This is a genomic window from Nocardia sp. NPDC059691 (assembly GCF_042733915.1).
Lineage (GTDB): Bacteria > Actinomycetota > Actinomycetes > Mycobacteriales > Mycobacteriaceae > Nocardia > Nocardia sichangensis.
In genome coordinates, this window is record NZ_JBHWFB010000024.1 from 11861 (window position 1) to 26563 (window position 14703).

The following is a 14703-nucleotide window of genomic DNA, read 5'->3' on the forward strand; positions in this document are numbered from 1 at the left end:
TCGAGACAAAGGTATGAGCCGCTTGTTGCGTCCCCGTGGCCCTCGATGACGTTCCCGGCAAATCCGACTCACATTGCGCGGCCGGGAATGGTGACCACTTGGTTACCTGACGCCGTTTATCGCGCGTCCGGATATTCCGCGATGAGAGAGTTGAGGAAGCAGCGTGTCGCGGAGGCGGCCCGTTCGGGATCGCCGTCGATCACGGCGTGCACGAGCGCGGCGTGTTCGTCGGTATAGGAGTCATCCGATTTGGCGGTCCGCGCGCGGATGACCTGTTCGATGATGGGCAGCAGCGAATCGTAGAACTCGAGATACACCGCGTTGTGGCTGGCGACGACGATCGCGCGGTGCAACTGGACGTCCGCCTCGATCGCGGAGGCGGGGTCGTCTTCCCATTTCTTGTCGCGTTCGGCCAGCAGGCGCAGCAGGTTCGCGATGTCGGAGTCGTCGCGGCGGCGCGCGGCCAGGCCCGCGGCGGTGACGTCCAGCGCGAGGCGCAGCTCCAGCACGTCGCGTTCCTCGGCGTCGGCGAAATATTTGCCGAGAGTTCCGCCGAGGTCCGATGCGGCGATCACGTACGTTCCGGAACCTTGGCGACGCTCCAGCATGCCGGCGTGCACGAGGGCCTGGACGGCCTCGCGCACCGTGTTGCGGCCGGTGCCGGTGAGCTCGGTGAGCTCCGGCTCCGTGGGAATGCGGGAGCCGATCGGCCAACGGCCGGAACGGATTTCGGCACGCAGCTGCTCGGTGACCTGGGCGATGAGGCTGGTGCGCCGGACGGGTTGCACCTCGACAGAGTACCGCCCATCACAAATCGTTGCCGCACTTCATCCGGTCATCCTATGATTTCTCGGTGTCTGCGACCCTTCCCGAAACCGAGGCTCGCCAGGAATCCGTCCTGGTCGAGCGCCGTCGACGTGCGCTGATCGAGGGCCGGGCGCTGGTCCTGGCAGCCATCGTGATGTCGGCGCTCACCCTACGAGTCGCGGTCACCGCGTTCAGCCCGCTCGCCGAGCGGATCGGCGCCGAAATCGGTTACGGCACCGCCGTTGTCGGCGTCTTCGGGATGCTCCCCACCGCCATGTTCGCGCTGTCCGGGCTGCTCACCCCGGTCTTGGCGGTCCGGCTCGGGCTGGAGCGCACCGCGCTGACGGCCATGCTGATGGCGGGCGCGGGCATGTCGATCCGGGTGCTGATGTCGGGCACCGCCGAACTGCTGGTGTTCTCCGCGCTCGCCCTCGCGGGCATGGGTATCGGCAACGTGGTGATTCCGCCGCTGGTGAAGCGGTACTTCCCGGATCGCCTGGCCGGGATCAGCTCGCTCTACATAGTGATGGTGCAACTCGGCACGGTCGTGCCCGCCGTCACCGCGGTCCCGGTGGCGGACGCGCACGGCTGGCGCGTCTCGCTCGGCGTGTGGGGTCTGCTCGGCTTCGCCGCGGCGGTGCCGTGGGTGGCGGTGCTGCGCGGCCGTCGCGGGCACGACGGCGCGGACCGCACGGCCGTGCCGGTGCGGGAGCCGCACAGCGGGCGGGTGTGGCGTTCGCCGATCGCCTGGGGCATGGCGGGCATGTTCGGCATGACCTCGCTCACCACCTACGCGATGTTCGCCTGGTTGCCGAAGATCCTGAGCGAGGCCGGTGCGAGCGCGGCGTACGGCGGAGCCATGGTCGGTCTGTTCGCCGTGGTCGGCCTGGTCGCCGCGCTCAGCGCGCCGACCGTGGTGGCACGATTCCGCAATCCGTTCCCCGTGGTGGTGGGTTGCGCGGCGCTGTTCTTCATCGCGTTCGCCGGGCTGCTGGTCGCGCCGATGGCGGCACCGATCCTGTGGGTGGTCGTGCTCGGCCTCGGTCCGAGCACCTTCCCGATGGCGCTGACGCTGATCAACCTGCGCACCCGCACGCCTGCCGGGTCGGCCGCGCTGTCCGGCTTCACCCAGGGCGTCGGCTACGCGGTGGCCTGCGTGGGTCCGCTGTTGTTCGGCGTGCTGCACACGGCCACGGGCGGCTGGCTGGCTCCGTTCGCGATGCTCGGCGTCGCCGTGCTGGTGCTGCTGGCCGGTGCGTGGCAGGCATGCAAGCCGCGCGTGCTCGAGGACACCTGGAATTGACGCGCGCGGCCGTCGGCCGGAAATCTCACAGTTCGGGTTGCGCGGCTGTGCGAACAGGGTCAGGATGGGCGCATTCGAATTGCACGGAGTAGCGCGCGTCACACCTCACCGGTCGGCGAATTCGAGATAAGCCTTTTCGTGACGCACGGAAACTGTTGCGTCACATGCCTGAAACATTTGGTCGAAACTCACCTCCCGGAACCGGTAATCGTGAGCAACCGTTGATTTGACGGTCATTTCGCGCAGCATTTCGGCAATACCCATTTCCTACCGTGGGGCCAACCGACTTTGGGAGGCCCCGTTGAGCACGCTGACGCGCAACCGTCTGGAAGCGCTGGGACGGACGAAGATCCGCAGGCCGCATCTCGATCATTGGGATGCGGAGGACGTCGCCGCTTGGGAAGCGGGCGGCAAGGACATCGCCCGCCGCAACCTGATCTGGTCGGTCTTCGCCGAGCACGTCGGCTTCTCGGTCTGGTCGATCTGGTCGGTGATGGTGCTGTTCATGCCGACCGACAAGTTCGGCATCGACCCGGCGGGCAAGTTCTTCCTGGTCGCCATGCCCACGCTGGTCGGCGCGTTCCTGCGGATTCCCTACACCGTGGCGACCGCGCGCTTCGGCGGGCGCAACTGGACCGTCTTCAGCGCGGCGATGCTGCTGGTGCCGACGCTGCTCGCGCTGTACTTCATCAACCAGCCGGGCACCTCGTACACGACGTTCCTGGTGATCGCCGCGTTCGCGGGCTTCGGCGGCGGCAACTTCGCCTCCTCGATGACCAACATCAACGCCTTTTATCCCCAGCGGCTCAAGGGCTGGGCGCTGGGCCTGAACGCGGGCGGCGGCAATATCGGCGTCCCGGTGATCCAGCTGATCGGCCTGCTGGTCATCGCGACCCTCGGCAATGGCTACGCCTCGCTGATCTGCGCGGTCTACCTGGTGCTGATCGCGATCGCCGGCCTGGGCGCCGCACTGTTCATGGACAACCTGCCCAACCAGAAGGCCGACCTGTCCTACATGCTCACGGCGCTGAAGGTGCCGCAGTCCTGGGCCATCGCGTTCCTCTACATCGGCACCTTCGGCTCGTTCATCGGCTACAGCTTCGCCTTCGGCCAGATCCTGCAGATCAGCTTCCGCGCGGGCGGCGACACCGTGGCGCAGGCCACGCTGCACGCCGCGCAGATCGCGTTCATCGGTCCGCTGCTCGGCTCGCTGGCCCGGCCCTACGGCGGCAAGTGGGCCGACCGCATCGGCGGTAGCCGGGTCACCCTCTATGTCTTCGGCGCCATGATGGCGGCGGCCGTGCTGGTCACCGTGGCCAGCACGGCCGCCGACAACAACAACGGCGTGGCGGGCGGCGGTGTGATGACCGCCCTGGTCGTCGGCTTCATCGCCTTGTTCGTGCTCTCCGGCATCGGCAACGGGTCGGTCACCAAGATCATCCCGTCGGTGTTCGAGGCGAAATCAAAAAGCCTGGACGCCACGCCCGCCGCACGGGCGGCCTGGTCGCAGAACACCTCCGGCGCGCTCATCGGTTTCGTCGGCGCCATCGGCGCACTCGGCGGCGTGGGCATCAACCTGGTGCTGCGCACCTCCTACGCGTCCACCAAGTCCGCGACCACCGCGTTCTGGGTGTTCATGGCCTTCTACGTGGTCTGCGCCCTGGTGGTCTGGGCGGTGTTCCTGCGCCGTCCCAGCCTGCGCGGCCTGCCCGCCGATTCCGAGGTCGTGACCGAAGCCGAGACCTTCGTCCTCGAAGCCGAGGCCGGTCAGTCCCAGTCCCCGTCCGCCGGCTCGGCCCGCGCCTGACACCCGATCCAGTCCAGGAGGACCCACAGATGAACCCCACAGTCGCTCCCAAGACCGCGGTGGTCGTCGGCCACGGGATGGTCGGGCACCGGTTCGTCGAGGCGCTGCGCTCGCGCGACACCGAAGGCCAGTGGCAGGTGATCATCCTCAGCGAGGAGCAGCTGCCCGCCTACGACCGCGTCGGCCTCTCGTCCTACGTCGGCGCCTGGGACCCGAGCGCGCTCGCGCTGCCCGGCAACGAGTACGCCGGTGACGAACTGGTCGAGCTGCGGCTGGGCCAGAGCGCCGAGTCCATCGACCGGGCCGCGCGCAAGGTGACCACGTCCTCGGGCGACATCCTCGCCTACGACGCGCTCGTGCTGGCCACCGGTTCCTACCCGTTCGTGCCGCCGGTGCCCGGCCACGACAGCCCCGAGTGCTTCGTCTACCGCACTCTCGACGACCTCGACGGTATCCGCGCGGCCGCCGAAGCCGCCGGTCCCGGCGCGGTGGGCGTGGTGGTCGGCGGCGGCTTGCTCGGCCTGGAGGCCGCGAACGCGCTTCGCCTGCTCGGGCTCACGCCGCACGTGGTCGAATACAACACCCGGCTGATGCCCGCCCAGGTAGACGAGGGCGGCGGCGCCATCCTGGAACGCCTGGTCACCGACCTCGGCTTGCACGTGCACACCGGTGTGGGCACCTCCTCGATCGAGGCGGCCGACAAGGGAGTCAAGGTCACCCTGTCCGACGAGACGGTGATCGACGCCGGGCTGGTCGTGTTCTCCGCCGGTGTCCGCCCGCGCGACCAGATCGCCCGGGACGCGGGCCTGGAGGTTGGTCCCCGCGGCGGCATCGTCACCGACCTGGGCCTGCAGACCTCCGACCCGAACATCTGGGCCATCGGCGAATGCGCCGCGGTGGAGGGCGTGTGCTACGGCCTCGTCGCGCCGGGCTACACCACCGCGGAGATCGTGGCCGACCGCCTGTTGGGCGGCGCGGGCGAGTTCCCCGGTGCGGACATGTCGACCAAGCTCAAGCTGCTCGGTGTCGACGTGGCCAGTTTCGGTGACGCGCACGGCGTCACCGAGGGCGCGCTGTCGGTGGTGCTGCACGACGCGGCCAAGGGCACCTACGCCAAGCTGGTCGTCTCCGATGACGCGAAGACCCTGCTCGGCGGCATCCTGGTCGGCGACGCCACCGCCTACTCGGCGCTGCGTCCGCTGGTCGGCCGCCCGCTGCCCGCCGAACCGGCCGCGCTGATCTCGCCCGCGGGCGCCGAACTCGGGGCCGACGCGCTGCCGGACGACGCGCAGATCTGCTCCTGCAACAACGTGTCGAAGGGCGCGATCTGCGGGGCGATCGCAGAAGGCGCCTGCGACATCCCCGGGATCAAGAGCTGCACCAGCGCCGGAACCTCTTGCGGCGGTTGCGTTCCCATGCTCAAGAAGCTGCTCGAGCAGTCCGGCGTGGAGATGTCCAAGGCGCTGTGTGAGCACTTCGAGCAGTCGCGTGCGGAGTTGTTCCAGATCGTCCAGGTCACCGGCATCCGCACCTTCTCCGGCCTGATCACCAAGTACGGCAAGGGAACCGGCTGCGACATCTGCAAGCCGACCGTGGCGTCCATCCTCGCCTCCACCTCGAGCGACCACATCCTCGACGGCGAGCAGGCCGGGCTGCAGGACACCAACGACCACTTCCTGGCCAACCTGCAGAAGAACGGCACCTACTCGGTGGTGCCAAGGATGCCCGGTGGTGAGGTCACCGCCGAACAGCTGATCACCATCGGCGAGGTGGCCAAGGAATTCGGCCTGTACGTGAAGGTCACCGGCGGTCAGCGCATCGACCTGTTCGGCGCGCGCGTCGAGCAGTTGCCGCTGATCTGGAAGCGGCTGGTCGACGCGGGCATGGAATCCGGTCACGCGTACGGCAAGTCGCTGCGCACGGTGAAGAGCTGCGTCGGCTCCACCTGGTGCCGCTACGGTCAGCAGGACTCGGTCGGCATGGCCGTGCTGCTGGAGAAGCGTTACCGCGGGCTGCGTTCGCCGCACAAGCTGAAGCTGGCGGTCTCCGGTTGCGCCCGCGAATGCGCAGAGGCGCGCGGCAAGGACGTCGGCGTGATCGCCACGGAGAACGGCTGGAACCTCTATGTCGGCGGCAACGGCGGTCTCACCCCGAAGCACGCCGTCCTGCTGGCCGGTGAACTCGACGACGAGACGCTGATCAAGTACATCGACCGGTACCTGATGTTCTACATCCGCACCGCTGATCGTTTGCAGCGCACCGCTCCGTGGCAGGAGGCGCTGGAAGGCGGCATCGATTACCTCAAGCAGGTCGTCTGCGAGGACAGCCTCGGCATCGCCGAGGATTTGGAGGCGGCGATGGCTCAGCACGTCGCCGGCTACCGCGACGAATGGGCCGCGGTGTTGGAAGACGAAGAGAAGCTGTCTCGCTTCGTGTCGTTCGTCAACGCCCCGGAGGAAGCCGATCCGACGATTTCCTTCGACGAATCCGGGGAGCGGAAAGTTCCCGTCCTGCTCGGACTGCCGGAAGTTCCGGTCGCCACGCAGGGGAAATGACCGCTTAACCGCATGGAAACAGAACGTCGGTACCAATGAGTAAGGCGTTTGGAGGATGACACCGATGACCGTGATCGATACCCCCGGCATCGCCGCAGCTACCACCACTGGGTGGACGCAGGCCTGCCGACTCGACTACCTGATTCCCGGCCGCGGCGTTGCGGTGTTGCTCAAAGGTGGCCGACAGGCCGCCCTCTTCCTGCTGGAGAACGGCATGCTGTACGCCGTCGGCAATATCGATCCGATCGGCCGGGCGGCGGTCATGTCGCGCGGGATCGTCGGCGACCGCGGCGGGGCGCCCGTCGTGGCCTCGCCGCTGCTGAAGCAGGCTTTCTCCCTGGTCGACGGGCATTGCCTGGACGACGAATCGGCGATGCTGCCGGTGTACGCGGTGCGCGTGGACGACGGCATCGTCTCGATTTCCAACGAGCCGGTGGCCACCGCGCTCGCGTCCTCGGATGGATGAACCCAATGACAACAGTTGACGCGGGCGCGAGCCTGGCCGGATTCACGGTGGGCATCACGGCGGCCCGCCGGGCGGAGGAATTCGCCACGCTGCTGGAACGCCGGGGCGCGAACATCGTTTCCGCACCGGCCATCCGCATCATCCCGCTCGCCGACGACAACGAGCTGGAGCGGGTGACCCGACAGCTGGTCGCCGATCCACCGCAGATCACCGTGGCCACCACGGGAATCGGCTTCCGCGGGTGGATGGAGGCCGCCGAGGGCTGGGGTCTCGCCGAGGACCTGCGCGCGACGCTGGGGACCACCCGGATGCTCGCCCGCGGCCCGAAGGCCAAGGGCGCCATCCGCGCCGCGGAACTGCGCGAAGAGTGGTCGCCGGCCTCCGAGTCGTCCGCCGAAGTGCTCGATCACCTGCTCGCCGAGGGCGTGGAAGGTGTTCGGATCGCCGTGCAGTTGCACGGGGCTACCACCGAGTGGGAGCCGGTGCCCGACTTCTGCGAGGTATTGCGTTGCGCGGGAGCGGATGTCGTTCCGGTGCCGGTGTACCGCTGGGTGCCGCCGGATGATCAGGGGCCGATGGACCACCTGATCGAGGCCATCGTCACTTCGGGCATGGACTGCGTCACCTTCACCAGCGCCCCCGCCGTGGCGTCGATGTTGATGCGCGCCAAGGAGACCGGGCTGCTGGAAGGGCTGCTGTACGCGCTGCGCGGCCGGGTGCTGCCCGCCTGCGTCGGCCCCATCACGGCCGCCCCGCTGGAGGAACTCGGGGTGCCCACCTCGATGCCGGGCCGAGCCAGGCTGGGCGCGCTGGCCCGCCACGTCGCCGAGGAACTGCCCAGGCGGGCCAACCGGATTCACGCCGCAGGCCACATCATCAGCGTGCGCGGCGCGTGCGTAGTGGTCGACGGTGAGGTGCGTCAGCTGGCGCCAGCGCCGATGGCGTTGATGCGTTCGCTGGCCCGCCAGCCCGGTCGGGTCGTCTCGCGCGAGGACCTGTTGGCCGCGCTGCCCGGCGGCGGGGACGACACGCACGCGGTGGAGACCGCCATCGCCAGGCTGCGCGCCGGACTCGGCACGCCGAAAGCGATCCAGACCGTGGTCAAACGTGGGTATCGGCTCGCGCTGGACCCGGCGGAATGTATCGACAACAACCCACGGCCCACCGCGACAGGAGGACCGCAGGTGCCCGGTGTCGGAATTCCGACCCGGGCACCTCGGTACATCCAGACTGCGGGGAGCTGGTGACCGCGCCCGCCCTGGTGCTCGTGGCCCACGGGACCCGCAGCACCAAGGGCGTGCAGATGATCGCGGCGCTCGCCGAGGCCGTGACGAAGGAGCTCGGTGCCGGGATTTCGGGGCCCGGCACCGAGACGCCCTGGGTGCGTACGGCATTCGTGGACGTCCTCGGTCCTTCGCCTTCGGAAGTGCTGCGCGATCTGGTGACCCCGGCCGGGGAATCCGTGCCCGCCGTGGTGGTTCCGGCGTTCCTGGCCTCGGGTTATCACGTCTACCAGGACGTGCCGCGCGAGGTCGCCGAGAGCGACCATCCCGCGGTGACGGTCACGCCCGCCATGGGGCCGGATCCCGCGCTCGCGCGGATCATGGCGATGCGCCTGCGTGCCGCGGGTTGGCGCCAGGGTGACGCGGTGGTCTTCGCCGCCGCGGGCTCCTCGGACGCCCGGGCCCGCCAGGATGTCCGGCGCGCGGCCGCGCTGCTGGCCGAACGCCTCGGCGTTCCGGTACGTATCGGCTACGTCGCGACCGGTGCGCCGCGAGTGCCGGAGGTCGTCGCGGAACTGCGCGCGGCGGGGGCGGACCGGGTGTTCGTCGCCTCCTATCTGCTGGCGCACGGACTGTTCCAGCAGCGTCTGCACGAGGCGGGCGCGGACGGCGTCGCCGAACCCATCGGCGTGCACCCGGCAGTGGTCCGGTTGATCGCCGAGCGCTACCGGGTCGCCGCTGGCGAGTCGGTGCGGGCGCGGGTTCGCTGAGCATCGGCCTTCCACCGCCGCGGAATCGGTGGCGCGAGGACGCGAACTGGCGCGATCGATGCCGTTCGATCGATTCGAGTACCGGTAGTTGCCGCGCCGAAAAATAGCGATGTTCGGCCTATCTCCTGGTAGCGGGTGATTCGTCGGGTCGGGCCAGCTGGAGTTCGCGGAACTGGACGTTTCCTGCTGGCGCGGGCGGTTCGCCGACGTTTCTGTTCCGGCTGGCGTGTGAGTACCCGAGCGTGGCGCGGGTGATCCGGCCGAGACCGGAGACGGTGGTGCGCCAGGTCGCACACCCATGCCCAGCAGGAACCCGTGACCGTCGGCGCACAAGGTCACGCCGAAGCAATTCGGCGAGCTGAACGCGCTGCCAACCGTTCCTCGCCACGATGGGCTGCCGCGTGAACCGGCAGTTGCCGCCACTCTCCTCCACCGATCCGCAGACCTCGGGCGACCGGATCGGCACCCTGTTCCGCGGCGAGCGCATAGGGCGGGCGCGGCTGCGGATGACGATCGCGCCGGTCAAGCCTAGTTGTGCGGTGTCGTGGCGATCGAGCCCAGAAATTTTCGGAATTGGTGCGCTCCGGATGTCGAGAACGTCCGGTCGGCTCCGTCCCAGGGATACGAGCGGCTACGGACATGTCGCTCGACGACCCCGACGTAGGAGCGATCACCATGCGACCGACCGAGATCACCGAGATCCTGAACCGCCCGATCAGCCAGGAGCTGCTGGCCCGCGACCTGACCCGCCTGGCCTATGTCGCCACGGACGGCACACCGCGCAGCATCCCGATCGCCTTCACTTGGAACGGCTCGGAGATCGTTCTGTGCACCAGCAAGAACGCTCCGAAATTATTCGCACTGCGCAAGAACCCGATGGTTGCCCTGACCATCGACACCGAGGTCCACCCGCCCAAGATGCTGCTCGTCCGCGGGCGCGCCGATCTGGACGTCGTCGACGGCATCCCGGACGAGTATCTCCAGATGAACGGCAGCTACGAGATGACACCCGAGCAGCGCGTCGAGTGGGAGGCCGAGGTCCGCTCGCTCTACGACGGCATGGTCCGGATCGTCGTCACCCCGACTTGGGCGAAACTCATCGACTTCGAAACCACCCTGCCCAGCCCGGTAGAGGAGTTGATCCGGCGACGGGCCGAACGTCAGCACGCCTGAGAGCGACGCGGCAAGAATGGGCACTACCGATCCGAGGAGAAGATGATGGCCAAGTATCTGCTGCTCAAGCACTACCGAGGCGCACCGGCACCGGTCAACGACGTGCGGATGGACCAGTGGACCCCGGAGGAACTCGCGGCCCACGTGCAGTACATGCAGGACTTCGCCGCGCGGCTCGAGGCCACCGGCGAGTTCGTCGACAGTCAAGCGCTTTCCCCGCAGGGCGCGTTCGTCCGCTCGGACGGCGAGGGCCGCCCGCCGGTCACCGATGGACCATTCGCCGAGACGAAGGACCTGATCGCGGGCTGGATGGTCATCGACGTCGAGACCTACGAGCGCGCACTCGAGCTGGCCGCAGAGCTGTCCGCGGCACCCGGTGCGGGCGGTAAGCCGATCCAGGAGTGGCTGGAGGTGCGGCCGTTCCTCACTGCGTTGCCCACGGTGACCGAGTGAACGAGTCTCTGCTGCGGGAGCTCGTGCCCGCGGTGATCGGTGTCCTCGTCCGGCGCGGGGCCGACTTCGCGTCGGCCGAGGATGCCGTGCAGGAGGCTCTGATCCGCGCGCTGCAAAGCTGGCCGGACGATCCACCGCGCGATGCGAAAGCCTGGCTCGTCGCGGCCGCCTGGCACAAGTTCCTCGATGTCGCCCGGGCCGAAACCTCGCGGCGCGGGCGGGAACTCGCCGTGGAGGTCGAGCCGCCGACCGGTCCGGTGCCGGGCACGGACGACTCGCTGTGGCTCTATTTCCTGTGCGCGCACCCGTCGCTGTCGCCCGGCTCGGCCGTCGCGTTGACGCTGCGCGCGGTCGGCGGCCTGACGACGCGGCAGATCGCGACGGCATACCTCGTGCCCGAAGCGACCATGGCACAACGGATCAGCCGGGCAAAGCGGCGTATCGCGGGGCTGCCGCTCGATCGTCCCGGCGATCTGGCGACGGTGCTGCGCGTCCTCTACCTCGTCTTCAACGAGGGCTACAGCGGGGACGTCGATCTGGCAGCCGAAGCGATCCGCCTCACCCGCCAGTTGGCGGGCTCCACCGACGAGCCCGAGGTCGCGGGCCTTTTGGCGCTCATGCTGCTGCACCATGCCCGCCGCGCGTCTCGCCTCGGCCCTGGCGGTCGCCTGGTGCCGCTCGGTGCACAGGACCGAACTCGTTGGGACACCGGCCTGATCGCCGAAGGAGTGACGATTCTGCAAGCCGCGCTGGCTCGTGACCGCTTGGGCGAATACCAAGCGCAGGCCGCGATCGCCGCCCTGCACGCGGATGCGCCGAGCGCCGCCGAGACGGACTGGGTGCAGATCGTGGAGTGGTACGACGAGCTACTGCACCTCACGGGTAGCCCGGTGGTGCGACTCAACCGCGCGGTCGCCGTCGGCGAGGCCGACGGACCGCAAGCCGGCTTGGCAGAGCTGAGCGAGGTGGATTCCGATCTACCCCGGTACACCGCCGTTCGCGCCTATCTCCTCGAACGCGCCGGCGACCTCGAGCAGGCCGCCGAGCTGTACGCCGAGGCATCCCGAGCAGCCACCAGCGCGCCGGAACGCGACCACCTCACCCGTGAGGCGGCGCGGGTGAGGCAGTCACTGCGTTCGTGAGCACGGGTTGCTCACCCACACGGAGTCTGCTCCCCTCGCTGCTGTCATCGGGAATCTCCGAACCCTGTGGGGTAAGCCACTACGCCTTAAATACCCCCATGGGTATAGTCGGATATGCCCCCAGGGGTATGCCAGAGCAGGTTGAGTGCTGCGATTCGTACAGCAGGGAAAGGGAGCGTCGATGCGGCCGACGACATTCATGGGGCAGGACCGGGTCGACGCAGGCAAGGCGGTGCGACCCGGCGGCCTGCTGGCGCGATGGGGCGCGATGATGGCAGGGCGGGCCCGGATCGTGTTCGCGGTGTGGCTGTTGTCGCTGGTGGCGCTCGGGGCGGCGGCGCCCGGCGTGTTCACCTCGCTGGCCGGAGCCGGATGGCAGGCCGATGGTTCGGAGTCGGTGCGGGTCCGTGAGCTGGCCCAGCAACACTTCGGCGGGAATTCGTCGGCGGCGGTGCAGGTAGTGGTGCATTCCGACACCGAGACCGTCGCCGATCCGACGATGCGGCAGACATTGGGCCGGATCTCGGCGATCTTCGCGGACGATTCCCGCTTCGGCGCCGTCGTCCCGCCGCAGCCGGGCATGACGATCAGCCCGGACGGCCACACCGGCATCCTGATCGCGGGTGCGAACGCCTCCACCGACGACATGGTGAAGGCCGTCGACGAGCACAAGGCGGCGCTGACCGCGCTGTCCGGGGACGGAGTCGAGGTCTATCCCACCGGTGCGTCGGCGTTGTGGAGCGATTTCAACAAGGCCAACCACGAGGCGATGCTCGAGGCCGAGCTGTTCTCCTGGCCGGTCACGCTGGCGATCATGGTGCTGGCCTTCGGCTCGCTGGTCGCTGCCGGGCTTCCGCTGCTGCTGACGGTGGCCGGGCTGGTCGCCTCGGCCGGTGGTCTGGTGCTGCTCAACCACCTCACGCCGATCTCGGTGTGGGCGATGAACTTCGCCATGATGTTCGCTCTCGCGTTGGGCATCGACTACGCGCTGTTCTTGGTCGCCCGCTTCCGTGACGCGCTCACCAAGTCCGCCGATTCCCGTTCGGCGGTGGCCGAGACCATGGCCACCGCGGGCAAGGCTGTCGTGCTCTCCGGGTTGACCGTGCTGGTCAGCCTGTCGGCGGTGTTGCTGGTTCCGGCGCCCGCGGTGCGCACCATGGCCGTGGGAATCATGCTCGCGGTGGTGTTCGTGCTCGCCGCCACGCTGACGTTGCTGCCGGCGGCGCTGGGCGCGCTGGGTGGCCGGATCAACGCCGCGGCACTGCCGTACGCGACCCGTCAGCAGCATCGCTCGCCGCGGTTCGCCCGCTGGGGGCAGCTACTGCACGATCACCCGTGGCCGTTCGCGCTCGCGGGGCTCGGTGTGCTGGTGGCGCTGGCGTTGCCTGCCACCGGATTGCAGGTCGCGATGCCCTCGATCCAGGTCGTGCCCGCCGACGCGCCCGTGCGTCAGGGCTACGAACTGGTCCAGCGTCAACTCGGCGAGGGCGCGCCAGGCGCATTGCAGATCGTCGTCCCCGAGGCCGAGGCCGCCCGCAGCGCCGAGTCGGCAGCCACGACCGACGGCATCGCCATAGTCACGCCGCCCGCGCCCGCCGCGGATGATTCCGGCCTGGTCATGATGCAGGCGCTGCCCGCCGTCGATCCTTCCGACGACCGGCTGGGCGGCGTCCTCGACGACCTGCGTGGGCGACTGCCTGCCGATGCCCTCGTCGGCGGCGCACCGGCGGAAAACCTCGACTTGCAACAGGCGCTCGACGACTATCTGCCGATCGTCGTGGGGGTGATCCTCGTCCTGGGCTTCGTCCTGCTGTTGGTGGCGTTGCAAGCGCCGCTCATCGCCGCGCTGGGCACCTTGGTCAGCCTTTTGTCGACCGCGGCCGCGTTCGGTGTGGCGAAGCTGATCTTCCAGGACGGTCACGGCGCGGGCCTGCTCGGCTTCAGTCCGCAGGGATTCCTCGACGGTTGGGGACCGGTGTTCTTCTTCGCGATGATCTTCGCCATCGCCATGGACTACACCGTGTTCCTGTTGGCCACGGCCAAGGAGCACTACGAGCGCTCGCGAGATCCCCGGACGGCGGGCATCGACGGGCTGGCCCACTCCGGCCGGGTCATCTTCGCCGCAGCGGCGGTCATGGTCGCGGTGTTCTTCACCTTCGCGCTGGCCGATCCGCTTCCGCCGAAGGAGATGGGCATCATCCTCGGCGTCGCGGTGCTGCTGGACGCGGTGGTAGTGCGCTTGGTGTTGCTGCCGGTCGCGCTGCGCTTGACCGGTAGGGCCGCGTGGTGGTCCCCGGCTTGGCTGCGCCGGATTCTGCCCACCGTCAGTTTCGCCCACGAGCGGACGGAGTCGGCGGATGATACCCCAAGGGGTATTGTGAAGACTAAGTGAGAGAAGGAGAAACATCATGGTCGGCGACGAAGACGCCATCGCCTCGGTACTCAATCGGCTGCGCCGCGCGCACGGCCAGCTCGCCGGAGTGATCGCGATGATCGAGCAGGGCCGGGACTGCAAAGACGTGGTCACCCAGCTCGCCGCGGTCTCCAGGGCACTGGACCGAGCGGGTTTCAAGATCGTCGCCACCGGGCTGCGGGAATGCCTCGCGAACCCCGACGCCGAGACCGCCGATCCGATGACGGTGGATCAACTGGAGAAACTGTTCCTCGCCCTCGCGTGACGCACGCGTTCCGCGAGGGCGTGATCTGGAGAAGGATGACCGATGATCGAATCCAGCTGGACAGGTGAATGGACCATCGCACGCCTGGTTCCGCTGCTGGCCGGAACGTTCGTGCTGCTCGGCACGGTCCTCGCCGCGACGATCTCGGCGTGGTGGCTGCTGCTTCCCGCCCTGGTCGGGGCCAATCTGCTGCTCTACAGCGCCGTGGGCTGGTGCCCGGCCACCCTGCTCATGCGCCGCGCCGGCATTCCCGCGGGCGCCAGCCCGAATTCGCGCTGACCGACATCGACGCGCTCGGCGGCCGTCGAATCGGCGGCGGCCGACAG

General features: G+C 68.7%; 14 protein-coding genes. 12 read left to right on the forward strand and 2 right to left on the reverse strand.

Features of this window, described 5'->3' with window-relative positions; genetic code table 11:
* Positions 1-116 precede the first annotated feature (116 nt).
* Positions 117-788, reverse strand: a complete 672-nt coding sequence (locus ACFV2O_RS35380; protein ID WP_355079815.1) for a FadR/GntR family transcriptional regulator — start codon at positions 786-788, stop codon at positions 117-119.
* Between the two features lie 65 nt (positions 789-853).
* On the opposite strand from ACFV2O_RS35380, the gene ACFV2O_RS35385 reads away from it, so the two are divergent.
* Complete coding sequence (locus ACFV2O_RS35385; RefSeq protein WP_355079813.1) at positions 854-2110, forward strand: MFS transporter; 1257 nt, start codon at positions 854-856, stop codon at positions 2108-2110.
* 105 nt (positions 2111-2215) lie between these two features.
* Here the strand turns inward: ACFV2O_RS35385 and ACFV2O_RS35390 are convergent, their stop codons facing one another.
* On the reverse strand, positions 2216-2374 hold the full coding sequence (locus ACFV2O_RS35390; RefSeq protein WP_355079811.1) for a hypothetical protein: 159 nt from the start codon (positions 2372-2374) through the stop codon (positions 2216-2218).
* Positions 2375-2459: 85 nt separating this feature from the next.
* On the opposite strand from ACFV2O_RS35390, the gene ACFV2O_RS35395 reads away from it, so the two are divergent.
* The 11 genes from ACFV2O_RS35395 to ACFV2O_RS35445 all read left to right on the forward strand — a co-directional run bounded on the left by ACFV2O_RS35395 (position 2460) and on the right by ACFV2O_RS35445 (position 14656).
* Positions 2460-3917, forward strand: a complete 1458-nt coding sequence (locus tag ACFV2O_RS35395; RefSeq protein ID WP_379256124.1) for a nitrate/nitrite transporter — start codon at positions 2460-2462, stop codon at positions 3915-3917.
* 29 nt (positions 3918-3946) lie between these two features.
* Entirely contained in the window at positions 3947-6472 is a 2526-nt protein-coding gene (nirB, locus tag ACFV2O_RS35400; protein WP_379256055.1) for a nitrite reductase large subunit NirB, read from the forward strand.
* Between the two features lie 64 nt (positions 6473-6536).
* Entirely contained in the window at positions 6537-6938 is a 402-nt protein-coding gene (gene nirD / locus ACFV2O_RS35405; RefSeq protein WP_379256057.1) for a nitrite reductase small subunit NirD, read from the forward strand.
* A 5-nt stretch (positions 6939-6943) separates the two neighbouring features.
* Entirely contained in the window at positions 6944-8185 is a 1242-nt protein-coding gene (locus ACFV2O_RS35410; protein ID WP_355079805.1) for a uroporphyrinogen-III synthase, read from the forward strand.
* The gene (locus ACFV2O_RS35415) at positions 8182-8931 is read left to right on the forward strand and encodes a sirohydrochlorin chelatase (protein ID WP_379256058.1); all 750 of its coding nucleotides are present in this window, start codon (positions 8182-8184) and stop codon (positions 8929-8931) included. The genes ACFV2O_RS35410 and ACFV2O_RS35415 overlap by 4 nt, the downstream gene beginning before the upstream one ends.
* A gap of 675 nt (positions 8932-9606) precedes the next feature.
* Positions 9607-10104, forward strand: a complete 498-nt coding sequence (locus ACFV2O_RS35420) for a pyridoxamine 5'-phosphate oxidase family protein (RefSeq protein WP_379256060.1) — start codon at positions 9607-9609, stop codon at positions 10102-10104.
* 45 nt (positions 10105-10149) lie between these two features.
* On the forward strand, positions 10150-10557 hold the full coding sequence (locus ACFV2O_RS35425) for a YciI family protein (protein ID WP_379256061.1): 408 nt from the start codon (positions 10150-10152) through the stop codon (positions 10555-10557).
* Entirely contained in the window at positions 10554-11699 is a 1146-nt protein-coding gene (locus ACFV2O_RS35430) for an RNA polymerase sigma factor (protein WP_379256063.1), read from the forward strand. The genes ACFV2O_RS35425 and ACFV2O_RS35430 overlap by 4 nt, the downstream gene beginning before the upstream one ends.
* A 199-nt stretch (positions 11700-11898) precedes the next feature.
* The gene (locus ACFV2O_RS35435; protein WP_379256125.1) at positions 11899-14091 is read left to right on the forward strand and encodes an MMPL family transporter; all 2193 of its coding nucleotides are present in this window, start codon (positions 11899-11901) and stop codon (positions 14089-14091) included.
* A gap of 16 nt (positions 14092-14107) precedes the next feature.
* The gene (locus ACFV2O_RS35440) at positions 14108-14377 is read left to right on the forward strand and encodes a metal-sensitive transcriptional regulator (RefSeq protein ID WP_379256065.1); all 270 of its coding nucleotides are present in this window, start codon (positions 14108-14110) and stop codon (positions 14375-14377) included.
* Between the two features lie 42 nt (positions 14378-14419).
* On the forward strand, positions 14420-14656 hold the full coding sequence (locus tag ACFV2O_RS35445) for a DUF2892 domain-containing protein (RefSeq protein WP_379256066.1): 237 nt from the start codon (positions 14420-14422) through the stop codon (positions 14654-14656).
* The last annotated feature ends 47 nt before the right edge of the window (positions 14657-14703 follow it).

Excerpts from the sequence above, each read along its gene's own strand:
- ACFV2O_RS35390 (WP_355079811.1), bottom strand. The coding sequence starts at position 2,374 with ATGGGTATTGCCGAAATGCTGCGCGAAATGACCGTCAAATCAACGGTT.
- nirB (WP_379256055.1), top strand. The coding sequence starts at position 3,947 with ATGAACCCCACAGTCGCTCCCAAGACCGCGGTGGTCGTCGGCCACGGG.
- nirD (WP_379256057.1), top strand. The coding sequence starts at position 6,537 with ATGACCGTGATCGATACCCCCGGCATCGCCGCAGCTACCACCACTGGG.
- ACFV2O_RS35410 (WP_355079805.1), top strand. The coding sequence starts at position 6,944 with ATGACAACAGTTGACGCGGGCGCGAGCCTGGCCGGATTCACGGTGGGC.
- ACFV2O_RS35420 (WP_379256060.1), top strand. The coding sequence starts at position 9,607 with ATGCGACCGACCGAGATCACCGAGATCCTGAACCGCCCGATCAGCCAG.
- ACFV2O_RS35425 (WP_379256061.1), top strand. The coding sequence starts at position 10,150 with ATGGCCAAGTATCTGCTGCTCAAGCACTACCGAGGCGCACCGGCACCG.
- ACFV2O_RS35435 (WP_379256125.1), top strand. The coding sequence starts at position 11,899 with ATGGGGCAGGACCGGGTCGACGCAGGCAAGGCGGTGCGACCCGGCGGC.
- ACFV2O_RS35440 (WP_379256065.1), top strand. The coding sequence starts at position 14,108 with ATGGTCGGCGACGAAGACGCCATCGCCTCGGTACTCAATCGGCTGCGC.
- ACFV2O_RS35445 (WP_379256066.1), top strand. The coding sequence starts at position 14,420 with ATGATCGAATCCAGCTGGACAGGTGAATGGACCATCGCACGCCTGGTT.